Below are 23,148 nucleotides of genomic sequence, written 5' to 3' on the forward strand. Positions count from 1 at the left end.
CACCAGATATCGGGCGACAACTATCTTCAGCTTTTGAAGCTTCGAACACTTGCCTTCGTATTTCTCAAGCTCTTCTCTATCCAGCAGAACTTCGCCCTCCCTACCAGTCACAACTTCTATTTTCGGAGACCAGGACGGCATAGATGTCCCCGGCTTGCTCAGGCATCCAGTTGAGGATATAGGCGCCAGCAACGTTCACGTTCGCAGAGTCAAGAGCGTTCGCCAATCGGCCATAGCTGCCGTCCTGCAATGCGAGATCCGAACGGACCAACGCCTTGCAAATCTGCTGTTCAGCACGACTACCGGTCGGTTTTATTTGAGAAATCCTGGGGAGGTGCATCCTTTGCGGCTAGACCAGTATCTCAATGCCGATTAGCTGCCCATCCACATCGAGATCAAGGTATATGTCGGCTCCAACATAGGGAAGCAAATCCGACAATCGGACTTGCTTGGCAGCAGCCTTCTTCGTCCCCACGCCCGGATGTCCAGGCAAGATAAGGTAGGCCATATCCTGATCGTCGTCACTGACGCGAAGTGCGATTTTCTGCTGAGTCATTTGGATATCTCTTAAGGATTCGCTGATCAATGGCTGATTTCGACCAAGTCGATGATCAGCAATTGGATAACCACGGGGCGCGTCGCGCTGGAAGGCCGCGACAGACCTGCAGAAGGCGGTTCGAGGCCTCTTTCGAAGCCGCTGCTCGCGCTCAAGACGCATCTCGGGCATCGAGGTCCAGCAATCGCTGCTTGGCCAAGACGATGTTGGCCAGTCCGAACAGGCTGAACAGCTGCGCCTCGTTCTTGGCCAAGCCCTTGTAGCGAACCTTCTTGTGCCGGAACAGGTTCTTGATCACGTGGAACGGATGCTCGACCTTCGCCCGCACGCTCGCCTTGATCCGTTCGACTTCGTTGAGCATGCGCGCCCACTCGTGCGTGAGGTCCAGTTTGCGGCGCTTGCCCGGCTGCATCGCCACGTGCCAGTGCGGCCCCTTGGCCTCGGCCTGGACCCCGCGGTAGCCAGCATCACCGAATGCGTCGACCTCCTGCCCGTGCAGCAGCGCGCCGGCCTGCGTCACGTCGTTGACGTTGGCTGCCGTTCCCACCATCGAGTGCACCAGCCCCGAGTCGGCGTCCACGCCGATGTGCGCCTTCATTCCGAAGTGCCACTGGTTGCCCTTCTTCGTCTGGTGCATGTCCGCATCGCGCGCCTTGTCCTCGTTCTTGGTCGAACTCGGCGCAGCGATGATCGTCGCGTCCACGATCGTGCCCGCGCGCATCAGCAGGCCCTTCTCGCCCAGGTGCGCGTTGATCTCGTCGAACAGCGCCTTCGTCAGGTTGTTGTCGTTGAGCAGCCGCCTGAACTTCAGCAACGTCGTGGCGTCCGGCACCGACTCGCGCGACAGGTCGATCCCCACGAAGTCCCGCAGCGCCTGGCTGTCGTACAGCGCATCTTCCAGCGCTTCGTCCGCCAGCCCGTACCACTGCTGCAGGCAATACATCCGCAGCATCTTGGCCAGCCCCGTGGGCTGTCGCCCGACCCGCCCGCTCGTCGGGTACAGCGGCTCGACCACCGCCATCAGCCTCGCCCACGGCACGATCCGCTCCATCTCGCCCAGGAACTTCTCGCGCCGCGTCTGTTTCTTCTTCATCGCGTGTTCGGCGCTCGCAAAGCTGCGTTGGCTCATCGTTCTCTGCCCTTCAGTTCGATGCCTTCAAGCTTGCACGCGGCGTGCCGGGTGGCGGGAAATTGATCAGCATTTCCCTAGGCACCCTTCGAATTCAACTGTCGGCGACGATGATGAATTCGAGTTCCACCCCAACCAGAGCGCCATCTACAGCACGAAGCTCGTAAACGGGATACGAACCATCGCCATAACCCGGCCGAACAACACACATGGCGGCGGAACCAGGCAAGTAAATCCATGACACGGGAGTCGTTGTGTTCAGTAGGTCGTAGTACTGACTCATTCCATCGTCGCCGAGAGAATCAAAGGCTGCCTCTATCACATCCCGGTCGCAAATCCCAATTTGAGCAAAATCCACTTGAATGTTGCCCAGTTTGGCACCACGGCTGAATTGATCAGTCTCAGCAACCAATGCTCTCAGAGCAGCCACATGCCTGTGCCCTTCGGGAAATGCATACTCAACGCTGACAGCATATTTCCCGGGTCCCGTATCAACAAGGATGGGCTCATCATAAAAATAGCTTGTATCGGACAACGATATTGTCTGCCTCACCTCAATGTGACCAACATTTTCAAAGTTTTTTTCACTCATCACTTACGTGCCTCATGGTCGGTAGATGTACTGTTGAAATGCTTGAAAATAGTTGGGCCTTTTGGGTGACAGAGGTGAAAGGTATGGCTACCGCGCGTCAGGCAGCCGGATTGGCCAAGGCACGGAACGGCTGACCACTGCGCGCAGGCACGTCCGCAGACGTCGACAGCACAGGCGCAAACCGCAAATGAATCTTCATCAACTCCTCCCTCTTCCAGACCTTCGTGGCGGCTTGTCTGAAGACAATGTGGCCTTCACCGCTCATCGCGCCGCGCGTGTCTGCGACCACACCGGACACAGGCAGCGTAACTTGGCCGACGACTCAATTCAATGCGAGACAGGGATTCGTCGTATGGCCACGACGTCACTATTCGGTAGGATTGACAAGGCATAGCGGCGCAGGGTTTCGCGAGAGGCTGCATTGTGGCCACCTTGAATCGCCTCAGCCATACAACTTTCGAATAGCTCAATCTGGAAAAGAGATAGTCAGTGCGAGAGCAACGCCGCGGCGTCCGGCATGAACTGCACCGTCGCGCGCAATCCACCCAGCGGCGACTCGCCGAGCGTGACGTGCGCCCCATGCTGCTGCGCGACACCGCGCACGATCGCGAGCCCGAGCCCGGTGCCCGATTCCTCGTGCTCGGCACGCCGGTAGAAGCGGTCGAACACCCGCTCGCGTTCATCGGCCGGGATGCCAGGGCCGGCGTCGTCGACCTGCAGGATCGCAGCGCCCTCCTCCCGCGCCACGCGCAGCTCGACGCGCGAGCCGGGCGGCGAATAGCGCACCGCGTTGTCCGCCAGGTTGCGCACCAGCACCGACAGCGCACCGCGCTCGCCCTGCACCGTCACCGGCTCGTCGGCGAACAGCGCGAACTCGGTGCCGCGCGACAGCGCGAACGGCGCGGTGTCGGCCAGCACCTGCCGCACCACCTCGGCCAGGTCCAGCGGCTCGGTGGCCGCCGGCGCCGCGCCCGGCTCGGTGCGCGCCAGCATCAGCAGCTGCTCGACCAGCCGCGCCGAGCGGTCGATGCCATGGCCCAGCGCGTCGATCGCCTGCCGGCGCTGTGCGTCGTCGGGTGCGCGCTTCAGCAGTTCCAGCTGCAGCTTCAGCGCCGTCAGCGGCGAGCGCAGCTCGTGCGCCGCGTCCGATACGAAGGCGCGCTGCGTGTCCAGCGACTGGCCCAGCCGCTGCAGCAACCCGTTCAACGCGCCGACCAGCGGCGCCACCTCGTCCGGCAGCCCGTGCTGCGGCAGCGGCTCCAGCAGCTGTTCGCCGCGTTCGCGCAGCTGCGCCGCCACGCGGCGCAACGGGCGCAGCGTGAGCGCGGCGATCCAGCCCATCGCCAGCGCCATCACCGGCGCCAGCAGCAGCAGCGGCGCCACGCTGCGCAGCGCCGCGCCGGCCGCCAGCCGCTTGCGGATCTGCGCCGGCTGCGCCACCTGGATCACGCGAGAACCGGTGGCCACGCTGAAGGTGCGCCAGGCCGGCCCCGCGCCGTCGGCACCGGCCTGCACGGTGGCCAGCCCGAGCAGCACGCGCGTGGGCAGGTCGGGATGGTCGCGGGTCGCGTAGATGCGGCGGCCGTCGACGCTCCAGATCTGCACGACGAAATCGAACTGCTCGTCGGCCAGCGCATTCATCTGCTCCGGCGGGATCTCGCCCTGGTCGCGCAGCGACAGCGCCATCTGGCGCAGCTGGTAGTCGAACAGCGCCTCGGTCTCGCTGAGCACGCTGCGGTAGGTGATCGCGCCCATCACCGCGGCGGCCACCACCAGCATCGCGAGCAGCGCCAGCAGCAGGCGCAGGCGGATCGACTTCAAGCGGCGCCCGCCTGCGGCGCGGCCGGGCCGCCCGGCGTGCCGACGTAGTAGCCGACGCCGCGCATGTTCTGGATGAAGTCGGCGCCCAGCTTGCGCCGCAGCTGGTGGATGTAGACCGACACGGCGTTGCTCTCGATCTCTTCGCCCCAGCCGTACAGCCGGTCTTCGAGCTGGGCGCGCGACAACAGCGCGCCGGGTCGCTGCATCAGGGCCTCGAGCACTGCGAACTCGCGCGCCGACAGCAGCACCGGCAGGCCGTCGCGCGTCACCTGGCGGGTGGCCGGGTCGAGCGTGACGCCGCCGTGGCTCAGCAGTGGCTGCGCCCGGCCGCTGTGGCGGCGCAGCACGGCCCGCATGCGGGCGCTGAGCTCGTCGAGCTCGAAGGGCTTGACGAGGTAGTCGTCGGCACCGGCGTCCAGCCCGGCGACCCGGTCGCCGACGCCATCGCGCGCCGTCAGCACGATCACCGGCGTGCTGTCGTGGCGGGCGCGCAAGGCACGCAGCACGCCGAGTCCGCCGGCGTCGGGGGTCGCCGTCGCAGCGGGCGCGCGCCCCGGCGGCAGGCCGAGGTCGAGCAGCACCAGGTCGAAGCGTTCGCTGGCCAGCGTGCCGTCGGCGGCGGCCGCGTCGCGCACCCAGTCGACGGCGAAGCCTTCGAGCCGCAGTGCGTGGCGCAGGCTCTCGCCGATCATCGGGTCGTCTTCCACCAGCAGCAGTCGCATCACGGGTCCAGGTCGGTCACAACAAAAAGCATACCGCGCCCGCAGGGAGCCGATTCAGGCGCTATTGTTCCGGCTGCCCATGAAACCCGTTCGCTTGCCCCAAGGCATCATGCCCAAAGTCCTTCGCAACACGCTGCTGTCGTTCCGCGATGTGCTGGCCACCGCCGGCCCGTTCGTCTTCCTGACCCTGGTGCTGCTGGTGGTCGCCTACTGGTTCCTCGACCCGACACCGCCGCGCAAGGTGGTGCTGGCCACCGGGGTCGACCAGGGGGCGTATGCCGAATTCGGCAAGCGCTATGCCGAGTACCTGAAGGGCTACGGCATCCAGGTGGAACTGCGCACCACGCACGGCGCGGCCGAGAACCTGAAGCTGCTGCGCGACCCGGCCTCCGGCGTCGACATCGCGTTCACGCAAGGCGGTGCCGGCGAGTCGCGCAAGAACGCCGCGGCGAATGCGTTGGCCGACGAAGACCTGAACTCGCTGGGCAGCCTGTTCTTCGAGCCGGTGTGGCTGTTCTACCGCGAGGACTCGGCGCAGCGGCTGCTGAAGGGAACGCCGCTGACCAGCCTGGCGCAGCTGCAGGGCTGGAAGGTGGATGCCGGCGCGCGCGGCAGCGGCGCGCCGAACCTGATGCGCAAGCTGCTCGATGCCAACCACATCGACCCCACGTCGATGACGCTGTCGCGCGAAGAGCAGACCGACGCGGTCGTGAAGTTCCTGGCGGGCGACATCGACGCGATCGTGTTCGCGTCGGCGCCCGAGGCGCTGATGGTGCAGATGCTGCTGCAGACGCCCGGCGTGAAGCTGTTCGACTTCGCGCAGGCCGATGCGTACTCCAGGCGCTTCGCGTTCCTGACTCCGGTGACGCTGCCGCGCGGCGTGGTCGACCTGGCCGGCGACGTGCCGTCGAACGACGTGCGGCTGATTGCGCCGACCGCGACGCTGGTGGCGCGAGACGACCTGCATCCGGCGCTGATCCAGCTGTTCGTGCAGGCGGCGGCGAAGATCCACGGCCCGGCCGGCTGGTTCCAGCGCAAGGGCGATTTTCCGAACGCACGCGGCACCGAGCGCCCGCTGGCGCCCGAGGCGCAGCGCTTCTACACGAGCGGGGCACCGCTGCTGCAGCGCTACCTGCCGTTCTGGCTGGCCAACCTGATCGACCGCATGTGGGTGGTGCTGGTGTCGATCGTCGCGATCCTGATCCCGCTGTCGCGCGTGGTGCCGCCGCTGTACCAGTTCCGCATCCGCTCGCGGATCTTCCGGTGGTACGGGCAGCTGCGCGCGGTGGAGGATGGGCAGGGCGTGCGGCCGAACGATGAATTGCGCTCGGAGCTGGACAAGATCGAATCGAGGGTCGGCAACGTGACGGTGCCGCTGAGCTATGCGGACGAGCTGTACTCGCTGCGCAGCCACATCAACATGGTGCGGCGGCGGCTGGATTCGGCGGAGCGGGATCCGACGGGTTGATTTCGTGGCCCGGGAACCTCCCTGCTCAATGCGTCACTCATGCCAGTACAACAACCGGCATGAAGAATGAGCATCGGGAGCACCCCCCATCGTCTTGATCGAGTAACTCTTGTTCCGAGCGATGTGATCATCGACGTCGGCGACAACAGTGACAGCGACCAGCCATCACAAGTCCAGGGCCTGATCGACGATTGGAAGAAGAGCCGCGGGGCATTGATCCTGAATCTGACGTCGACGGACGCTTTCACGAACGCCGACCTGGATGCCATCGGGCGGGCTCTGCCCTCGCTGCATCAGCTTGCGGAATTGCAGATTGGCCCGGACGTGCTGCAGCGCCTCACGCCTGCGGCCCTGGAATCGCTCGGAAGCGGCCTCGCGACGAATGCGTCGCTTCACACGCTGGACCTCACGCTCGATTCGATCTCTCCCGAGACCGCAAGGTCTCTCGCCGTGCACATCCGAGGCAGCGAGTCGATCAAACACCTGCGCATCCACGGGAAGACTTCACGGGATGTATTCCCGATGCTTCACTTTCTGGCGATCCCGCTCGAGGCGTTCTCCGCGAGCCGACGGGACCATCTCGGCAATCTGGAATCGCCGCAGATTTCCGTCACCGACTGCAAGAACCCTCCCGATTCGATCCACGCGGTTCTCGACGTCTTCCTGGTCGGCCATGACGCGCTGCAGAGCATCGCAGTCCTGACAAATCGCGGCACCAAGGTGCGCCACTATGCCGTCGATGGCGTCATGAACGGCGCCTACAGAAATGAACATTTTGCAAACAGCGCAAGAGCATCCAGTCGGGCAAAGATGCGATCTCCAGAAGTCTTGGCCGCCACAACGAAAGCGTTGTTCAGCACCGAGGACAAGGACACGCAGGAGGCGAACGAACGAGATCGCCGCATCATCTTTCCGGCAGATGTAGCTGGGCACCTGGGCACCATTGTCGGGCAGCGCATCAGCAGAGAGCGACGTGAGTTCAGCGGCCTGCTGCGCACGACGAAGGCCGCTTACAACGCTGCGACGAGTTGTCTGTCGAAAACGATCGACGGGAGAGCGCTGAGACTGCTTCAGCGGGCAGCGCTCGAACTTGCTGACGATGAAATCAAGCAAATGGGTTCGATCGTCAATCCGCATCTGTGCGAATTCATTAAGGAAATCGCGCACGACGCCTCCAAGACCGAATTCACCGCCGATGAAATTGGATCGGTTGTCGCGCTGCTCAGATACCTGATGAAGGTGGAGAAGAAGCTGGTGCGCAAACGACAAGAAGCCGGACGGCAACAGGCACTGCGCCATCAAGGTCGCGAGAACCGTTTGCGCTTCTGCCCGACGGAACGCCCCAGAAACAGAACGGAGTGCCTCGCAGCAGCCAGACAGTGCATCACCAGCACCGCCATTGCAGTCCTCTCCTTCATTTGCGCTGTAGCGGTGTCGGCCGGCGTCGTCGCCCTTGTGTGGTTCATCCTTGAATCAGATTCCAATTCGCCTCGCACACGCACCCCCACGCCTTCGCCGACCATGTAGTCCTGATGACCTGTTCGCACAGCGCTGGACAAGTTCGATCTGCGCCTCGCTGAGGAGAGCTCCACCCTCAAACAAGCTCGATCTGCACCTTGCGACCCAGCAGCGCGGCCGCGCGCTGCAGCGTCGACAGGGTCACGTCACGGGTTGGATCGAGCAACCTGTCGACCTGCGAACGGCTGGTCTTCAGCAAGACCGCCAGGCGCGCCTTGCTGAGGGACTGCTGCTCCATCGCTTCGGTGAGCTGCCACACCACCACCTCCTTGATGGCCAATGCCTGCGTCTCCTCGAACAGGCCTTCTTCCTTCAGGAAATCGTCGAGGCTCGATCCGACGTGTTTCTTGCTCATGACTTCAACTCCTTGTGACGCCTGCGCGCCAATGCAAGCTCATCGTCGGGCGTCTTCTGCGTCTTCTTGATGAATGCGTGCAACGCCACCAACACGCCTTCCTCCTGGCAGATCAGTACCCGCGCGATACGCTGGCTCGGCAGCTGCGTGCGGATTTCCCACAAACCCTGCCCCATCGCCCGGCACAGGGGCATACCCACCGGCCAACGCCACTGCGCACGCATCAGATCCTGGCCCACTGCAGCACGGTCCTGCAGGTCCAGGGCTTTGAGCCACTCGCGCACCGGCTCCGCACCGCCAGCGCTGCGGTAGAAGGCCAAAGGCGTCTTTTGAGTGGTTTCCTTGACCATGTTTCACCGGCACTATTTGTACCTCAAAACGTACACTACTGCAAGCCGCGTCTCGAGGCCGCGCGAGCTGCGTTTCATCGGTGTCGGGAACCGCACGGCGCAATGCGTCACTCATGCCGGAACACCCAACCGGCAGGAAGCATGAGCATCGGCAACAGCGGCGAGTGGAGCAGATGAGAAGAACACACAACAAGCGGCGGAGCATGTTGATAGCGCGTTCGAGCACGGAACGGGAAAACGACCTCGCGAGCCTGCGGCGCCCTGCTCTGCCAACACGAGATACGTTGGCGAAACAACATCACATCTCCTTTTACGGAGAACGCATCTCCGACAGATACACCGCCTTGCTGATCGACGTGCTGAAGAATCGCCGGAGTGCCGTCACGCTCACACTCTGCGGATGCGAGATCAGTCACGAGGCGCTCGAACGGCTCGTCGAGGCATTGCCCGACATGCATCACCTGACCGGACTGGAAATTGTCCGGCCCGAATGCAAGCCTGGCTGGCTACTGGCGCTGGAGCAGGGACTGCCCGGAAACACATCGCTGACGTGCCTGGAAATCGTGGTCTCGAAGACCACCGTCGAGCATGCAAAGCGCCTGGCGCAAGGATTGAGACTCAACCGATCACTGGAACGTGTCCAGATCTTCCTCGACTGCCGCAAGCAGGTCCTGCTCCTGCTGAAGTATCTGCTCGCCAGCCCGCCTTCGAAGAACGCGCTCGACCCCACGCACTACGCCAAATCTGAACTCCCCATCCCGCGGTTGCGCCAACTGATTCTGTACGCCCGCAAGGAGGAATTTGCACACCAAGGGGGCAAGTCCTACGGCGAGGCGTGTCGCTTGCTTACTCAACTGATCGACGAGCGCACCCTTCTGGAAAGAGTCGATTTCTTGGGAGTCCTGGGGACCAGAACATGGAATGAGACCATTGCCAATCTTGGCCGTACCGCAGATCGTCAGATGGTCAATCTGCGCGACAGTCTCAGCGCCAACCCCAGTGTCTCCCCAGCTCTCAACATCTCTGAATTACGCCGGCGACAGTATTTGTTTGCCTCGCCAGCAGCTCTTCGCGCAGCGGCCAGCGCATTGGAATTCAAGCCCACGCAGGACGGATTTCCGTTGCCGGAGAATTTGATGCGCGTCATCGCTTCTCACCTGCCGAGCAGTGGCCCGCAGCGCGCCGCGTGGATCCTGCGCGGATTGCTGAGTGTCACCAAGGAAGCACGCCAAGCGGCCGATTCGGCTCGCAGCAGCGCCCACGCAAGGCGCTTGCTCCGCCACCTGCAATGCGAGCCCGGGACCGCGGCAAAGGGAATCTCCGACAGGAAGAAGAAAGCGAGTGCCGAAGCGCTGGCGGATATCTGGCGGCTGGGCCTGGCCGGGTTCCCGCTTCAACCTCACGATCAAAAGCTTGTCACCAAGGCGACCAAGAAAAACCCTGTCTGGCAACAATGCAGGTCCCTCGTGGAAGAAAAGGTGATGCGCCTTTCAAAGCAGCATCACGAAACCGAGCGGATGCTCGAGAAACACGATTCGCCGCAGCTGGCCCGCGTCGAAGAGCTCGGCCGCACGCTGAACGGCCCCGGGCTCCCCATCATTGCGATGCGCGGATTGCTGTGAGACGCCCTTCGAACGCCTTCGATCCGTGCGGAGCGGCAGGCAGCGGCCGCTATTCCTTCACCGAACCCGTCATCCCCGACACATAGTGCTCGACAAAAAACGAGTAGATGAACGCCACCGGCAGCGACCCGAGCAAGGCGCCCGCCATCAGCGACCCCCAGTGGTAGACGTCGCCTTCCACCAACTCGGTGATCACCCCGACAGGCACCGTCTTCATCTCCGATGAAGAAATGAACGTCAGCGCGTAGATGAACTCGTTCCATGACAGCGTGAACGCGAAGATGCCGGCCGAGATCAGCCCCGGCACCGCCAGCGGCAGCACGATCTTCACCAGGATCTGCCAGCGGCTCGCGCCGTCGATCAGCGCGCACTCTTCCAGCTCGTACGGGATCGACCGGAAGTAGCCCATCAGCAGCCAGGTGCTGAACGGGATCAGGAAGGTCGGGTACGACAGGATCAGCGCCATGCGGGTGTCGAACAGCCCGAGCTGGAAGATGATCGCCGCCAGCGGAATGAACAGGATCGACGGCGGCACCAGGTACGCCAGGAAGATCGCCGCCCCCGCCGGCTTCGCACCCTGGAAACGCAGCCGCTCGATCGCGTAGGCCGCCAGCACCGATGCCACCAGCGACAGGATCGTCGACGTCACCGACACCAGCACCGTGTTCCACAACCACTCCGGGTAGGCCGTCTCGAACAGCAGCTTGTGGAAATGCGTCAGCGTCGGCCTGACGATCCAGAACGGGTTGCCGGTGCGCGCCAGCAGCTCCTCGTTCGGCTTGAACGACGTGACCACCATCCAGTAGAACGGGAACAGCAGCACGAACACGAAGATGCCGAGCGGGATGTAGACCGTCACCCAGCGCCGCGGCAGCGTCTGCAGGTAGTCCATCCCTTGCGAATCGGGCTTGTCTTGCGCGACGCTCATTTGTCGCCCCCTTGCTGCCACGCCCGCCGCTGCAACCCGAAGTAGCTGAACATGATGGCCGCCAGCAGGAACGGCACCATCAACGTCGCGAGCGCCGCGCCCTCGCCCAGCGCCCCACCAGGAATCGCACGCTGGAACGCGAGCGTCGCCATCAGGTGCGTCGAGTTCAGCGGTCCGCCGCGCGTCAGCACGTAGATCAGCTGGAAGTCGGTGAAGGTGAACAGCACCGAGAAGGTCATCACCACCGCGATGATCGGCGACAGCAGCGGCAGCGTCACGTGCCGGAACTGCTGCCACGGCGTCGCGCCGTCGATCGCCGACGCTTCGTAGTACGACGGCGAGATCGTCTGCAGCCCCGCCAGCAGCGAGATCGCGACGAAGGGCACGCCGCGCCACACGTTGGCGGCGATGGTCGAGAAGCGCGCATTCCACGGGTCGCCGAGGAAATCGACATACCGGTCGATCCAGCCGAGCTTCATCAGCACCCAGCTCACCACCGAGAACTGCGCGTCGTAGATCCACCAGAACGCGATCGCCGACAGCGCCGTCGGCACGATCCACGGCAGCAGCACCACCGCGCGGAAGAACGACTTGAACGGCAGGTTCTTGTTCAGCAGCACCGCGAGCCAGAGCCCGAGCACGAACTTCAGGATGCTCGCGATCACCGTGTAGAACAGCGTGTTGAACAGCGCCAGCCGCGCGACGCTGTCGCCCACCAGGAACTCGAAGTTCTCGAGGCCGATCCATGAGCCGCCGCGGCCGATCTTCGCGTCGGTGAAGCCCAGCCACGTGCCCAGGCCCAGCGGGTAGGTCAGGAACACCAGCAACAGCACCGCGGCCGGCAGCATGAAGGCCAGGCCGAGGGCGTTGCGGCTGTTCTGCAGGCGCTCGAGAAGCTTCACGGCTCAGACTTTGTAGTAGCGCTCGGCGCGCTTCTGCGCCCGCTCCATCGCCTCCTTCGGCGTCTTCGAGCCGCTGGCGGCCTCGGCCACCATGTTCGGCACGATGAAGTCCGCGAGCGCCCCGGCCGACGCGTAGCCCAGCTTGCCCGCGTAACCCGCCGGGCGCAGGTTCTTCACGCTGTCGCGATACGGCGTGTGCTTCGGGTCGACCGTCCACACCGCGTTCTTCTCGTAGGCGCGCAGCGGCTGCGCGATGTAGCCGCCGGCCCCCTGCAGCCACGGGTCGAACTGCTCCTGCTCCATCATGAAGCGCATGAACTCCTTGGCCGCCTGCGGGTACTTCGTGTACTTGAAGATCATCTGGTTGAAGAACAGGTGGTTCTCGGTCGGCACGCCCACCGGCCCCACCGGGAAGGCGGCGTGGTTGATGTCGGCCGCCATCTCCTTCAACTTCGGGTCGGGCGAGTTCTTCGCCGCGTAGTAGATCGAGATGCCGTTGTTGGTGATGCTGATCTGCCCGTCGAGGAAGGCCTTGTTGTTGTTCGGGTCCAGCCACGAGAGCGTGCCCGGCACGAAGCTCGAATACAGCTCCTTCGCGTACTCCAGCGCCTTCAGCGTGGCCGGGCTGTCGACGACGACCTTGTTGTCCTTGTCGACCAGCGCGCCGCCGAACGCCCACAGCAGCCAGTGGCACCAGGAACTGTCGCCGGTCGCGTTGCCCAGCGCCATGCCGCCCGGCGTGCCCTTGGCGGCCAGCGCCTTGTAGAGCTTCAGGAAGCCGTCGGTGTCCTTCGGGAAGCTGTCGAAGCCCGCAGCCTTCATCTGGCTCTCGCGGTACACCACCAGCGAGCCGGTCGCCCCGAGCGGGACACCGATCCACTTCCTGCCATCGGGCCGCAGGAAGGCCTCGCAGGCCGGGTACCAGCCGCCGTACTTCTTGCCGAGGTACTCGCACAGGTCGGTCACGTCGAGCAGCTTGTCGGGGTACAGGTTCGCGTCGTCGTTGGTCGACAGGATGATGTCGGGCCCGGCGCCGGTGTTGGCCGCGACGGCCGCCTTCGGCCGCACGTCTTCCCAGCCTTCGTTGTCGACGCGCACCTCGATGCCGGTCTTCTCGGTGAAGCGCTTCACGTTGGCCATGTAGGCATCGATGTCGCCCTGCACGAAGCGGCTCCAGCGCAGCACGCGCAGCTTGGCGCCCTTCTCCGGCTTGTACGCGAGCGTCTGCGCACCGGCGTCGGGCGTCCACAGCGCGCCGGTACCCAGCGTCGCGATGCCCGCGGTACCTTCCAGAAACTTGCGGCGATTGAACTCGGTCATCGTTGTCTCCTTCAAGTTGTGAAGCGGCGCGCTGACGGCACCGTGGGAAATCAGGCCGCCAGCCGCTTGCCGCTGCCGGCGTCGAACAGGTGCGCGCGGCCGAGGTCGGGCTGCAGGTGGATGGTCGCGCCGGGCTCGAAGCGGTGCCGCTCGTGGAACACCACCGACACCTCGGTGCCCTGGTGGCGGCAGGCGACGAAGGTGTCGGCGCCGGTCGGCTCGACCACCACCACCTGCGACGGGATGCCGCCGCTGTCGCGCAGCGACAGGTGCTCCGGCCGCGTGCCGAGGATCACCGGCTGGCCGTCGTCGCCGTTCGCGCCGGTCGGTGCGTTCATCTGCGTGCCGTCGGCCAGCTCCACCTGCAGCGTGCCGGCGCGGCGGCGCAGCGTGCCGGGCAGGAAGTTCATCGACGGCGAGCCGATGAAGCCGGCCACGAAGGTGTTGGCCGGCCGGTCGTACAGGTCGAGCGGGCCGCCGGTCTGCTCGATGCGGCCGTCGCGCATCACGACGATCTGGTCGGCCATCGTCATCGCCTCGATCTGGTCGTGGGTGACGTAGATCGACGTCGTCTTCAGCCGCTGGTGCAGCTCCTTGATCTCGCTGCGCATCGCGACGCGCAGCTTCGCGTCGAGGTTGGACAGCGGCTCGTCGAACAGGAAGACCTGCGGGTCGCGCACGATCGCGCGCCCCATCGCGACCCGCTGGCGCTGCCCGCCCGACAGCTGGCGCGGGTAGCGGTCCAGCAAGGCGGTGAGGCCGAGGATCTCGGCCGCGCGCGCCACCTTCGGGTCGGCCACCGCCTTGTCCTGCTTCGCCAGCATCAGCGAGAAGGCCATGTTGTCGCGCACCGTCATGTGCGGGTACAGCGCGTAGTTCTGGAACACCATCGCGATGTCGCGCTGCTTCGGCGGCAGCTCGTTGACGCGGCGCTCGCCGATGCGGATCTCGCCGTCGGAGATCTCCTCCAGCCCGGCGATCATGCGCAGCAGCGTCGACTTGCCGCAGCCCGACGGCCCGACCAGCACGGTGAAGGCGCCATCGGCGATCTCGATGTCCACGCCGTGCAGGATCTGCACCGCGCCGAAGCGCTTCTTCACCGACCGGATGCTCACACTGGCCATGCGTCGTACCCCTGCAAGGTGGTGGCGATCCCGGGCATCGGGACAGCGCTGGCCCATCGGCGTGCGACGGGGCACGCGGGTTGTATGACGACCCCACGGGCGTGTCAATCGGCGCTGCCCCTCCTCGCGTTTGCCCGGGCTGTGCGCGCATGATGGGTTGCGCCGGGCGGGCTGCCCGGCGGGAGGCATGCGATGAAACTGCTGATCACCGGCGGCGCCGGCTTCGTGGGAACGCGGCTCGCGCAGGCGCTGCTCGCGCGCGGCACGCTGGCCGGGCGCCGCATCGAGACCCTGGTGCTGGCCGACCAGGTCGCGCCGCGCGCCGAGCTGCTGGCCGACCCGCGCGTGAAGGCGCGCACCGGCGCGCTGCTGGCGCAATGCGCTGCGCTGCGCGACGAGCCGTTCGACGGCGTGTTCCACCTCGCGTCGGCAGTGTCGGGCGAATGCGAGGCCGATTTCGAGCTCGGCCTGCGCTCCAACCTCGACAGCACGCGGGCGCTGTTCGACGCGCTGCGCGCGACCGTGCAGCACGGCGCGCCGGTGCCGCGGCTGGTGTTCTCCAGCTCGGTCGCGGTGTTCGGCCCGGATGCCGCGGTGCCGCTGCCGCCGCGCGTCGCCGACGACACGCTGCCGGCACCGCAGACCTCGTACGGCACGCACAAGCTCATGTGCGAATACCTGCTGGCCGACTACAGCCGCAAGGGCTTCATCGACGGCCGCGCGGCCCGGTTGATGACGGTGACGGTGCGCCCGGGGCGGCCGAACGGCGCGGCCTCGTCGTTCTTCTCGGGGATCATCCGCGAGCCGCTGGCCGGCGACGAGGCGGTGTGCCCGGTGTCGGCGAACGTCTGCCACCCGGTGGCCTCGCCGGCGCGCACCGTCGAGGGGCTGATCGCGGTGTACGAGGCGAGCCGCGAGGCCTTCCACGGCCGGCTCGCGATGAACCTGCCGGCGCTGAACGTCTGCGTCGGCCAGATGCTGGACGCGCTGGAAGAAGTGGCCGGCCGCGCGGTGCGCGAGCGGGTGCGCTTCGAAAGCGACGAGCGCATCGCCGGCATCGTCGCCAACTGGCCGAAGGCGGCCGATGCCGCGCGCGCGGCCCGGCTCGGCCTGAAGCCCGACGGCAGCTTCACCGACATCGTCCGGCAGTACATCGCCGACTGCGAGGCCGCGCCGGACGGCGCCGCGGCGCTGAAGGGACTGGCACGATGAACCGCATCGACCTCGACGGTCGGGTCGCGATCGTCACCGGTGGCGCGCAGGGCATCGGCTACGCGACCGCGCAGCGACTGCTCCGTTCGGGTGCGAAGGTGATCGTCTGGGACATCGACGAGGCGCTGCTGGCGCGCTCGCGCGAGGCCTTGCAGGCGCTCGGGCCGGTGGCGGCGCTGGTGGTCGAGCTGAGCGACGACACGGCCGTGCGACGGGCTGCTGATGCAGCCATCTCGCAATGGGGCCAGGTCGACATCCTGATCAACAACGCCGGCATCACCGGCGGCAACGGCACGACCTGGGAGCTGGCGCCCGAGGTGTGGCGCCGCGTGATCGAGGTCAACCTGGTCGCGCCCTACCTGACCTGCCGCGCGCTGGTGCCGCACATGATCGAGCGCGGCTACGGGCGCATCGTCAACATCGCGTCGGTGGCCGGCAAGGAGGGCAACCCGAACGCCTCGCACTACAGCGCGTCGAAGGCCGGGCTGATCGCACTGACGAAGTCGCTCGCGAAGGAGCTGGCGACGAAGGGCGTGATCGTCAATGCGGTGACGCCGGCCGCCGCGAAGACCGCGATCTTCGAGACGATGACGCAGGCGCACATCGACTTCATGCTGGCGAAGATCCCGATGGGGCGCTTCCTGGCGGTCGACGAGGCGGCGGCGATGATCGCCTGGCTGTCGTCCGAGGAATGCTCGTTCAGCACCGGCGCGGTGTTCGACCTCACCGGGGGTCGGTCGACGTATTGAGCCTGCGGCCCACCGCCTTGAAGAAGGTGTAGCAGAACACCCCGTCGGCCTCGGCCGTGCGCTGCAGGTCGCGCAGGCCCGCGTCGAAACCCTCCGCCGTCGCCAACCCCGCGGCGAGCGCCGGCGCCCTGACGCCCTCGATCATCGCGTTGAAGGTCTTGCGCGTGAACCCGTCGACCCACGACGGCCGGCTCGCGTCGGCATAGACCATGCGCGGACTGACCCGCACGTCGGCAAAGCCCGCATCGCGCAACAGCGGCTGCAGCGTGCGGCCGATCAGCGCATTGCCGCCCGCACGCCGCTGCAGCTCGACCTGGCAGGCGATGGCCGCCCGCGCCGCGTCGCTCTCCGGGTGGAAGCAGACCGTGCCGTGGTCGCCCTCGATCACCGTGATGCTGCCGCCCGGCTTCAGCAATCGGCCCAGCGTCGCCAGCACCGCGCCCGGCTGGGCGAGGTGCTCCAGCACGAAGCACACGAACACATGGTCGAACGAGGCCGGCGCGAACGGCAGGTCGGCCAGGTCGGCCCACAGCAGTTCCACGTTGGCGAGCCGGGCCTGCTCGATCCGCCGCCGTGCCTCGGCCAGCGAATCGTTCGAGATGTCGAAGGCGGTGAAGCGCGCCAGCGGGCTGCGCCGCGCCAGCGTCACCGTCTGCGCGCCGACGCCGCAGCCGGCTTCGAGCACCCGGCTGCCGGCCGGAAAGTGCGTGTCGCCGTGCAGCAGGTCGACGAGGGTGCGCGCCTGGTCGGTCAGGCGCTCGGTTTCCTGCAGCTGGTAGCCGTGGACATAGGACATGGCGGTGGACAGGGAGAGGTGGCGATGCCCGCAGTCTCCCGGCCCGCGCCGGCCCCGTCTTGAACGTTATTGCGGCCCAGCGGCCCGCCAGGCGCCGGGCGTGAAGCCGTACTGCCGCGTGAACACCCGCGTCATGTGGCTCTGGTCGGAGAAGCCGCATTCGGCCGCCACCTCGGCCAGCGCCAGGCCGCGCCGGATCAACCCGCGCGCCCGCTCGGCCCGCTGCTGCTGCAGCCACGCATGCGGCGGCAGCCCGCAGGCCTTCTCGAAGCGGCGCAGCAGCTGGTATTTGCTGGCGCCGACCATCGCGGCCAACTCGTCCAGCGTCGGCGGGTTCTGCAACTCGTCGGCCAGGCGCTCGCGCACGCGGCCGAGCTCGCCGCCCATCTCGCGCGGCGCCACGCGGCTGCCGTGCCGTTCGACCAGCGCCCCGCAGACGCGCACCAGCGCCTCCTCGCAGCCCAACGGCTCCATGCGCCGCTGCTCCCACGCATCGAGCCGCGCGAACAACTGCAGCAGCCCGGCTCGCAGCGGCGAATCGGCGATCACCGGCTGCGTCACCGCGAAGTCGTCACCGGTGCCGGCGAAGCGGGCCAGCGCCGCCGGGCTCAGGTACACCATGCGCCAGCGCCGCGACGCCGCGCCCAGCGGCTTGCCGTCGTGCACCTCGCCGGGGTTGGTCGTGATCACGTCGCCCGCCTGGGCATCGACCTGCCCGCGCCCGCTGGCCGAGCGCTGCGCGCCGCGCTCCATCAGGCCGACGCCGTAGGTCGCATGCCAGTGGCGGGCGTAGTGGCGGTCGCTGTCCATCGCGGTGCCGTGCACGCCTTCCCACGGCGAGGCACTGACGCGCGAGCCCGGATTCGATGGAGAGGAAGCCATCGGCCGATTGTGCCGCTGCCGATTTTTCAATCGTGAACGGCGCCGCCGGATCGCGACATACCGGGTTAACGCCCGGCGCCTCCAATCCGCGCCGCGGGCTGCAGTCGACGGCCCCGACACCAGGAGAAACACGATGCAAGCCACCCTCCGCGCCGCCGCGCTGGCCGCGACCCTCTGCCTGGGCGCGTTCGGCGCCCACGCCGTCACGCTGAAGATCTCGTGCGGCGCCGTCGGGCTCGAGTTCCAGCTCTGCAAGGAAGAATCCGATGCCTGGGCGCAGAAGACCGGCCACGAGGTGCAAGTCATCAACGCACCCAACGATTCGAACGAACGCCTCGCGCTGTACCAGCAGATCCTCGGCAGCGGCTCCGACAAGATCGACATCTACCAGATCGACGTCGTCTGGCCCGGCCTGCTCGCCAACCACCTGATCGACCTGAAGCCCTTCACGAAGGGCGCCGAGAAGGCGCACTTCCCGGCCATCGTCGCGAACAACACCGTCGGCGACAAGCTGGTCGCGATGCCGTGGTTCACCGACGCCGGGCTGCTGTTCTACCGCAAGGACCTGCTGGCGAAGTACAAGGTCGCGCCGCCCACCACCTGGGATGCGCTGGCCGCCGCGGCGAAGAAGATCCAGGACGGCGAACGCGCCGCCGGCAACCCGAAGATGTGGGGTTTCGTCTGGCAGGGCCGCGCCTATGAAGGCCTGAGCTGCAACGCGACCGAATGGCTTGCGAGCTTCGGCGGCGGCGCGATCGTCGAGCCGAACGGCAAGGTCTCGGTCAACAACGCCAACGCGATCAAGGCGCTGCAGACCGCTGCGGGCTGGGTCGGCACGATCACGCCGAAGGCGGTGCTGAACTACGCCGAGGAAGACAGCCGTGGCGTGTTCCAGTCGGGCAATGCGGTGTTCCTGCGCAACTGGCCCTACGTCTGGGCGCTGGCGCACAAGCCCGACAGCCAGATCGCCGGCAAGGTCGGCGTGATGCCGCTGCCGGCCGGCGGCAGCGGATCGTCAGGCGGCCGCAGCGCCGCGACGCTCGGCGGCTGGCAGCTGTCGGTGTCGAAGTATTCGAAGAACGCCGCGGTCGCCGCCGACCTGGTGAACTACCTGGTCAGCGCCGCGGTGCAGAAGGACCGCGCGATCAAGGCCTCGTACAACCCGACGCTGCCGGCCCTCTACCAGGACGCCGACGTGATGGCGGCCAACCCCTTCATGGCCGAACTCGCCAGCACCTTCGCGGCCGCGGTGAGCCGCCCGTCGACGGTGACCGCCGCGCAGTACAACCAGGTCAGCAACCTGTTCTGGAATGCGGCCCACGACGTGCTGTCCGGCAAGGCAAAGGCGCCGCAGGCGGTGGCCGACCTCGACAGGCAGCTGAACAAGCTCGCCCCTGCCGACAAATGGAACTGACATGACACCGCAGGGCACCGGCCTGCAGCGCGCGCGGCGCGTGCAGGCTTGGTGGCTGGTGCTGCCGACGCTCGCGGTGCTGGCGGCGGTGGCCGGCTGGCCGCTCGCGCGCACGGTCTTCTTCAGCCTGACCGACGCGAAGCTGTCGGCGCTCGGCACGCACCGCTTCGTCGGGCTCGACAACTACCTCGGCCCACGCTTCGGCGACGGCGGCGTGCTGTTCGACCCCGAATGGTGGGCCTCGGTCGGCAACACGCTGCTGTTCGCCGCCAGCTCGGTGCTGCTGGAGACGCTGCTCGGGCTGGGCATCGCGCTGCTGCTGAACCACCCGTCGCGGCTGCGCACGCTGCTGCGCGCCGCGGTGCTGGTGCCGTGGGCGATCCCGACCGTGGTGTCGGCCAGGATGTGGACCTGGATGCTGCACGACCAGTTCGGCATCCTCAACACCGCGCTGGTGGCCGCTGGCCTCGCGAGCGAGCCGCTCGCCTGGACGGCCGACCCGTCGCTGTCCTTCGTCACCATCGTGATGGTCGACGTCTGGAAGACCACGCCCTTCATGGCGCTGCTGACGCTGGCCGCGCTGCAGATGGTGCCGCGCGACTGCCACGAGGCGGCGCAGATCGACGGCGCATCGCCATGGACGATCTTCACGCACATCACGCTGCCGCTGATCCTGCCGGCGATGCTGGTCGCGATGGTGTTCCGCGGGCTCGACGCGCTGCGCGTGTTCGACGTGATCTACGTGATGACCTCCAACAGCCGCGCGACCCGCAGCATGTCGGTCTACGTGCGCGAGCAGCTGATCGATTTCCAGAAGATCGGCGCCGGCTCGGCCGCGGCGACGCTGCTGTTCGCGACCATCGCGGTCGTCACGCTCGCCTGGCTGCTGGCCACGCGCTCGCGGATGCGGGAGCTCGACTGATGCGGGCCTCGCGCCAAACGCCGATCGCCACCGCGCTGCGCCGCGGCGCGTCGCTGCTGGTCGTCTTCGTCTCGCTGTTCCCGCTCGCGTATGCGGTCGCCACCTCGTTCAAGCAGGGCAGCGACCTGTTCAGCGCGCAGTTCTGGCCGAGCCGCGCGGTGATCGGCAACTACCTGGCGCTGTTCCGCGACCAGCCGTTCGGCACCAACCTGCTGAATTCGACGCTGGTGGCCGGCGCCGTCGTCGCGCTGTCGCTGGTCCTCGCGCTGCTGGCGGCCTGGGCGCTCGGGCGGGTGCGCTTCCGCGGCCGGCAGGCGCTGATGCTGACCATCCTCGGCGTCTCGATGTTCCCGCACGTCGCGGTGCTGGCGGGGCTGTTCGAGCTGGTCAGCGCGCTCGGCCTGTACGACAGCCTGGCGGCGCTGATGCTGTCGGACCTGCTGTTCACGCTGCCCTTCACCGTGTGGGTGCTGACCACCTTCATGCGCGACCTGCCGAAGGAAGTGGAAGAGGCCGCGCTGATGGACGGCGCGGGCGTGTTCACGATGATCTTCCGCGTCTTCCTGCCGATGCTGTGGCCGGCGCTGGTGGCGACCGGGCTGCTGGCCTTCATCGGTGCGTGGAACGAGTTCCTGTTCGCGCTCAGCTTCACGCTGTCGTCGACCGAGCGCACGGTGCCGGTGGCCATTGCGCTGATCTCGGGCGCGAGCAGCTACGAGCTGCCGTGGGGCAACCTGATGGCCGCCTCGGTGATCGTCACGCTGCCGCTGGTCGCACTGGTGCTGGCCTTCCAGCGCTACATCGTGTCCGGCCTCACCGCCGGCGCCGTCAAGGGATGAACCGGACCATGAACCACGCTCGCCTGAGACAGGACACCGGCTGGTGGCGCCATGCCGTCATCTACGAGGTCTACCCGCGCAGCTTCCAGGACAGCAACGGCGACGGCATCGGCGACCTCGACGGCATCACCGCGCGGCTGCCCTACCTGAAGGGGCTGGGCGTCGACGCGGTGTGGATCGCGCCGTTCTTCCGCAGCCCGATGCGCGACTTCGGCTACGACGTGTCGGACTACCTCGACGTGGACCCGATGTTCGGCACGATGCGCGCGTTCGAGACGCTGGTGGAGTGCGCGCATTCGCTGGAGCTGCGCGTGATGATCGACCTGGTGCTCAGCCACAGCTCCGACCAGCACCCTTGGTTCGCCGCGAGCCGCGCCGACCGCAGCAACCTGCAGGCCGACTGGTATGTGTGGGCCGACGCGAAGCCCGACGGCACGCCGCCGAACAACTGGCTGAGCATCTTCGGCGGTTCGGCGTGGCAGTGGGACACGCGGCGCGAGCAGTACTACCTGCACAACTTCCTGGCCAGCCAGCCGGACCTGAACTTCCACACCCCGGCGGTGCAGGACGCGCTGCTGGAGGTGGCGCGCTTCTGGCTGGTGCGCGGCGTCGACGGCTTCCGGCTCGACACCGTCAACTTCTACACCCACGACCGGCAGCTGCGCAACAACCCGCCGCAACCGGCTGGCCGGTTCGCAGGTGCGGCGCACCGCAGCAATCCGTATGCATGGCAACGCCACCTGCACGACAAGACGCAGCCCGAGAACCTGGTCTTCATCGAGCGGCTGCGCGCGCTGTGCGACGGCTTCCCGGGCGCGGTGCTGCTCGGCGAGATCGGCGACGACCAGCAGTACAAGACACTGGCCGAGTACACCGAGGGCGACCGGCGGCTGCAGATGGCCTATGTGTTCCGGCTGCTGGAGCGCGACTGCTCGGCGCGCCACCTGGCCGGCGTGCTCGAGGAGTACCTGCGCGACGCGAGCCGCTCGCGGGTGTGCTGGTCGGTCGGCAACCACGATGTGGAGCGGGTGGCATCGCGCTGGTCGGCCTGGGGCGGCACCGCGCGCCAGCGTGCCGAGCTGGCCGCAGCGCTGCTGCTGTCGCTGCCCGGCGGCAAGTGCGTGTACCAGGGCGAGGAGCTCGGCTTGACCGAGGTCGACGTGCCATTCGAGCAGCTGCGCGACCCGTTCGGCATCACGATGTGGCCGCAGAAGATGGGCCGCGACGGCTGCCGCACGCCGATGCCGTGGACGCGCGCGCCCGGCGCCGGCTTCACGACCGGCACCCCCTGGCTGCCGATCGCCGACGAGCACCTGCCGCTGGCGGTGCGCGAACAGGTCGGCGACCCGCATTCGCTGCATGCGTTCTACGTGGACTGGCTCGGTTGGCACCGCCACGAACCCGCGCTGCGACACGGGTCGCTGCAGTTGCTCGCGCCGACCGACCAGGTGCTGGCCTTCGAGCGCGTGACGCCGGACGAAACGCTCTTGTGCCTGTTCAACCTGTCGGGCGAAGCGGCGGACTACCGGATCGATCGGGCCGCGGTGGCGGTCACCGAGCGTTCGATGGATGCGCGGGTGGAAGGCGGGCAGGCCCGGTTGGCGCCATGCAGCGCGGCATTCGCGCGGGTCGTGCAGAAGACGAAATGAGCTGCAACCGCCCCCGGCCGGTGAACCGGACTTCGGTCACGGCGCGATGCGTCTCGCCTCGGCAAACACGTCGGTGGCTTCGAAGGTCTCGACCTCGCCTCGTTCGTAGACCGCCACTCGACGCTCGATCTCTTCGTCCCAGGCTGCTTCAATCTTCGCCAGTGCCGGATCCTGGAGGGAATCGAGCAGCCTTTCGGCCAGGCGAGCGCGGTCTTCCGGTGACAGTGCCAGACCGCGCTGGGCAAGCTCTTCAACCAGGTCCGACATAAGGCACCGCC

23 protein-coding genes are annotated in these 23,148 nt (G+C 66.7%); 9 read left to right on the forward strand and 14 right to left on the reverse strand.

Annotated features, from left to right (window positions below; all coding sequences use genetic code 11):
* Positions 1–349 precede the first annotated feature (349 nt).
* The 5 genes from FHT26_RS23845 to FHT26_RS23865 form a co-directional block, all read right to left on the reverse strand.
* The gene (locus tag FHT26_RS23845) at positions 350–727 is read right to left on the reverse strand and encodes a DUF2283 domain-containing protein (RefSeq protein ID WP_168562585.1); all 378 of its coding nucleotides are present in this window, start codon (positions 725–727) and stop codon (positions 350–352) included.
* Positions 708–1,685, reverse strand: coding sequence for an IS5 family transposase (locus FHT26_RS23850; RefSeq protein WP_168562586.1), 978 nt, complete (start codon positions 1,683–1,685; stop codon positions 708–710). The genes FHT26_RS23845 and FHT26_RS23850 overlap by 20 nt, the downstream gene beginning before the upstream one ends.
* A 94-nt stretch (positions 1,686–1,779) precedes the next feature.
* On the reverse strand, positions 1,780–2,277 hold the full coding sequence (locus FHT26_RS23855; RefSeq protein ID WP_168562587.1) for a DUF4241 domain-containing protein: 498 nt from the start codon (positions 2,275–2,277) through the stop codon (positions 1,780–1,782).
* Positions 2,278–2,763: 486 nt separating this feature from the next.
* Entirely contained in the window at positions 2,764–4,098 is a 1,335-nt protein-coding gene (locus FHT26_RS23860; protein WP_168562588.1) for an ATP-binding protein, read from the reverse strand.
* Entirely contained in the window at positions 4,095–4,820 is a 726-nt protein-coding gene (locus FHT26_RS23865) for a response regulator (protein WP_168562589.1), read from the reverse strand. Before FHT26_RS23865 ends, FHT26_RS23860 begins: the two co-directional genes overlap by 4 nt.
* A 109-nt stretch (positions 4,821–4,929) precedes the next feature.
* Between FHT26_RS23865 and FHT26_RS23870 the strand changes: the two genes are divergently transcribed.
* The gene (locus FHT26_RS23870) at positions 4,930–6,288 is read left to right on the forward strand and encodes a TAXI family TRAP transporter solute-binding subunit (RefSeq protein WP_168562590.1); all 1,359 of its coding nucleotides are present in this window, start codon (positions 4,930–4,932) and stop codon (positions 6,286–6,288) included.
* 123 nt (positions 6,289–6,411) lie between these two features.
* On the forward strand, positions 6,412–7,815 hold the full coding sequence (locus FHT26_RS23875) for a leucine-rich repeat domain-containing protein (RefSeq protein ID WP_168562591.1): 1,404 nt from the start codon (positions 6,412–6,414) through the stop codon (positions 7,813–7,815).
* A 67-nt stretch (positions 7,816–7,882) separates the two neighbouring features.
* On the opposite strand, the gene FHT26_RS23880 is transcribed toward FHT26_RS23875, so the two are convergent.
* Positions 7,883–8,161, reverse strand: coding sequence for a helix-turn-helix domain-containing protein (locus FHT26_RS23880; protein ID WP_168562592.1), 279 nt, complete (start codon positions 8,159–8,161; stop codon positions 7,883–7,885).
* A complete protein-coding gene (locus FHT26_RS23885) occupies positions 8,158–8,511 on the reverse strand; it encodes a type II toxin-antitoxin system RelE/ParE family toxin (protein ID WP_168562593.1) in 354 nt (117 codons plus the stop codon). Before FHT26_RS23885 ends, FHT26_RS23880 begins: the two co-directional genes overlap by 4 nt.
* 344 nt (positions 8,512–8,855) lie before the next feature.
* On the opposite strand from FHT26_RS23885, the gene FHT26_RS23890 reads away from it, so the two are divergent.
* A complete protein-coding gene (locus tag FHT26_RS23890) occupies positions 8,856–10,133 on the forward strand; it encodes a leucine-rich repeat domain-containing protein (protein ID WP_168562594.1) in 1,278 nt (425 codons plus the stop codon).
* A gap of 49 nt (positions 10,134–10,182) precedes the next feature.
* Here the strand turns inward: FHT26_RS23890 and FHT26_RS23895 are convergent, their stop codons facing one another.
* Genes FHT26_RS23895 through FHT26_RS23910 form a run of 4 tightly spaced genes read right to left on the reverse strand, consistent with a single transcriptional unit; the run spans position 10,183 to position 14,407 of the window.
* A complete protein-coding gene (locus FHT26_RS23895; RefSeq protein ID WP_168562595.1) occupies positions 10,183–11,061 on the reverse strand; it encodes a carbohydrate ABC transporter permease in 879 nt (292 codons plus the stop codon).
* A complete protein-coding gene (locus tag FHT26_RS23900) occupies positions 11,058–11,909 on the reverse strand; it encodes a carbohydrate ABC transporter permease (protein WP_168562683.1) in 852 nt (283 codons plus the stop codon). Before FHT26_RS23900 ends, FHT26_RS23895 begins: the two co-directional genes overlap by 4 nt.
* Before the next feature lie 57 nt (positions 11,910–11,966).
* Positions 11,967–13,283 carry an ABC transporter substrate-binding protein gene (locus FHT26_RS23905; RefSeq protein WP_168562596.1) on the reverse strand — a complete coding sequence of 439 codons (1,317 nt, stop codon included), beginning with the start codon at positions 13,281–13,283 and terminating at the stop codon, positions 11,967–11,969.
* Between the two features lie 50 nt (positions 13,284–13,333).
* Positions 13,334–14,407: an ABC transporter ATP-binding protein gene (locus FHT26_RS23910; RefSeq protein ID WP_168562597.1), complete on the reverse strand. Its 1,074-nt coding sequence runs from the start codon at positions 14,405–14,407 to the stop codon at positions 13,334–13,336.
* 192 nt (positions 14,408–14,599) lie between these two features.
* Here FHT26_RS23910 and denD point away from each other — a divergent pair, with 192 nt between their 5' ends.
* Together denD and FHT26_RS23920 are read left to right on the forward strand one after the other, a co-directional pair.
* Positions 14,600–15,619 carry a D-erythronate dehydrogenase gene (gene denD, locus FHT26_RS23915; protein WP_168562598.1) on the forward strand — a complete coding sequence of 340 codons (1,020 nt, stop codon included), beginning with the start codon at positions 14,600–14,602 and terminating at the stop codon, positions 15,617–15,619.
* Positions 15,616–16,368, forward strand: coding sequence for an SDR family NAD(P)-dependent oxidoreductase (locus tag FHT26_RS23920; RefSeq protein WP_168562599.1), 753 nt, complete (start codon positions 15,616–15,618; stop codon positions 16,366–16,368). The genes denD and FHT26_RS23920 overlap by 4 nt, the downstream gene beginning before the upstream one ends.
* On the opposite strand, the gene FHT26_RS23925 is transcribed toward FHT26_RS23920, so the two are convergent.
* Positions 16,343–17,164 carry a methyltransferase domain-containing protein gene (locus FHT26_RS23925; RefSeq protein ID WP_168562600.1) on the reverse strand — a complete coding sequence of 274 codons (822 nt, stop codon included), beginning with the start codon at positions 17,162–17,164 and terminating at the stop codon, positions 16,343–16,345. The genes FHT26_RS23920 and FHT26_RS23925 overlap by 26 nt on opposite strands.
* A 66-nt stretch (positions 17,165–17,230) precedes the next feature.
* Entirely contained in the window at positions 17,231–18,046 is an 816-nt protein-coding gene (locus FHT26_RS23930; RefSeq protein WP_168562601.1) for an AraC family transcriptional regulator, read from the reverse strand.
* 133 nt (positions 18,047–18,179) lie between these two features.
* Between FHT26_RS23930 and FHT26_RS23935 the strand changes: the two genes are divergently transcribed.
* The 4 genes from FHT26_RS23935 to FHT26_RS23950 are packed head-to-tail and all read left to right on the forward strand — an operon-like array spanning position 18,180 to position 22,870.
* Positions 18,180–19,460, forward strand: coding sequence for an ABC transporter substrate-binding protein (locus FHT26_RS23935; RefSeq protein WP_168562602.1), 1,281 nt, complete (start codon positions 18,180–18,182; stop codon positions 19,458–19,460).
* Between the two features lies 1 nt (position 19,461).
* On the forward strand, positions 19,462–20,382 hold the full coding sequence (locus FHT26_RS23940; RefSeq protein ID WP_168562603.1) for a carbohydrate ABC transporter permease: 921 nt from the start codon (positions 19,462–19,464) through the stop codon (positions 20,380–20,382).
* Complete coding sequence (locus FHT26_RS23945; RefSeq protein ID WP_168562604.1) at positions 20,382–21,221, forward strand: carbohydrate ABC transporter permease; 840 nt, start codon at positions 20,382–20,384, stop codon at positions 21,219–21,221. The genes FHT26_RS23940 and FHT26_RS23945 overlap by 1 nt, the downstream gene beginning before the upstream one ends.
* Positions 21,222–21,229: 8 nt before the next feature.
* Positions 21,230–22,870 (forward strand): alpha-glucosidase, encoded by a 1,641-nt coding sequence (locus FHT26_RS23950; protein WP_168562605.1) that lies wholly within the window; start codon positions 21,230–21,232, stop codon positions 22,868–22,870.
* A gap of 36 nt (positions 22,871–22,906) precedes the next feature.
* On the opposite strand, the gene FHT26_RS23955 is transcribed toward FHT26_RS23950, so the two are convergent.
* The gene (locus FHT26_RS23955; RefSeq protein WP_168562606.1) at positions 22,907–23,137 is read right to left on the reverse strand and encodes an addiction module protein; all 231 of its coding nucleotides are present in this window, start codon (positions 23,135–23,137) and stop codon (positions 22,907–22,909) included.
* Positions 23,138–23,148: the final 11 nt, after the last annotated feature.

Origin of the sequence: Rhizobacter sp. SG703, assembly GCF_012275445.1 — a bacterium.
In the GTDB taxonomy this organism is placed as follows: Bacteria; Pseudomonadota; Gammaproteobacteria; order Burkholderiales; family Burkholderiaceae_C; genus Rhizobacter.

Coding starts and splice junctions, on each gene's coding strand:
- FHT26_RS23910 (WP_168562597.1), bottom strand. CDS start 14,407: ATGGCCAGTGTGAGCATCCGGTCGGTGAAGAAGCGCTTCGGCGCGGTG.
- FHT26_RS23920 (WP_168562599.1), top strand. CDS start 15,616: ATGAACCGCATCGACCTCGACGGTCGGGTCGCGATCGTCACCGGTGGC.
- FHT26_RS23895 (WP_168562595.1), bottom strand. CDS start 11,061: ATGAGCGTCGCGCAAGACAAGCCCGATTCGCAAGGGATGGACTACCTG.
- FHT26_RS23955 (WP_168562606.1), bottom strand. CDS start 23,137: ATGTCGGACCTGGTTGAAGAGCTTGCCCAGCGCGGTCTGGCACTGTCA.
- FHT26_RS23855 (WP_168562587.1), bottom strand. CDS start 2,277: ATGAGTGAAAAAAACTTTGAAAATGTTGGTCACATTGAGGTGAGGCAG.
- FHT26_RS23865 (WP_168562589.1), bottom strand. CDS start 4,820: ATGCGACTGCTGCTGGTGGAAGACGACCCGATGATCGGCGAGAGCCTG.
- FHT26_RS23945 (WP_168562604.1), top strand. CDS start 20,382: ATGCGGGCCTCGCGCCAAACGCCGATCGCCACCGCGCTGCGCCGCGGC.
- FHT26_RS23905 (WP_168562596.1), bottom strand. CDS start 13,283: ATGACCGAGTTCAATCGCCGCAAGTTTCTGGAAGGTACCGCGGGCATC.
- FHT26_RS23950 (WP_168562605.1), top strand. CDS start 21,230: ATGAACCACGCTCGCCTGAGACAGGACACCGGCTGGTGGCGCCATGCC.
- denD (WP_168562598.1), top strand. CDS start 14,600: ATGAAACTGCTGATCACCGGCGGCGCCGGCTTCGTGGGAACGCGGCTC.
- FHT26_RS23930 (WP_168562601.1), bottom strand. CDS start 18,046: ATGGCTTCCTCTCCATCGAATCCGGGCTCGCGCGTCAGTGCCTCGCCG.
- FHT26_RS23880 (WP_168562592.1), bottom strand. CDS start 8,161: ATGAGCAAGAAACACGTCGGATCGAGCCTCGACGATTTCCTGAAGGAA.
- FHT26_RS23885 (WP_168562593.1), bottom strand. CDS start 8,511: ATGGTCAAGGAAACCACTCAAAAGACGCCTTTGGCCTTCTACCGCAGC.
- FHT26_RS23850 (WP_168562586.1), bottom strand. CDS start 1,685: ATGAGCCAACGCAGCTTTGCGAGCGCCGAACACGCGATGAAGAAGAAA.
- FHT26_RS23870 (WP_168562590.1), top strand. CDS start 4,930: ATGCCCAAAGTCCTTCGCAACACGCTGCTGTCGTTCCGCGATGTGCTG.
- FHT26_RS23940 (WP_168562603.1), top strand. CDS start 19,462: ATGACACCGCAGGGCACCGGCCTGCAGCGCGCGCGGCGCGTGCAGGCT.
- FHT26_RS23900 (WP_168562683.1), bottom strand. CDS start 11,909: ATGCTGCCGGCCGCGGTGCTGTTGCTGGTGTTCCTGACCTACCCGCTG.
- FHT26_RS23925 (WP_168562600.1), bottom strand. CDS start 17,164: ATGTCCTATGTCCACGGCTACCAGCTGCAGGAAACCGAGCGCCTGACC.
- FHT26_RS23935 (WP_168562602.1), top strand. CDS start 18,180: ATGCAAGCCACCCTCCGCGCCGCCGCGCTGGCCGCGACCCTCTGCCTG.
- FHT26_RS23845 (WP_168562585.1), bottom strand. CDS start 727: ATGCCCGAGATGCGTCTTGAGCGCGAGCAGCGGCTTCGAAAGAGGCCT.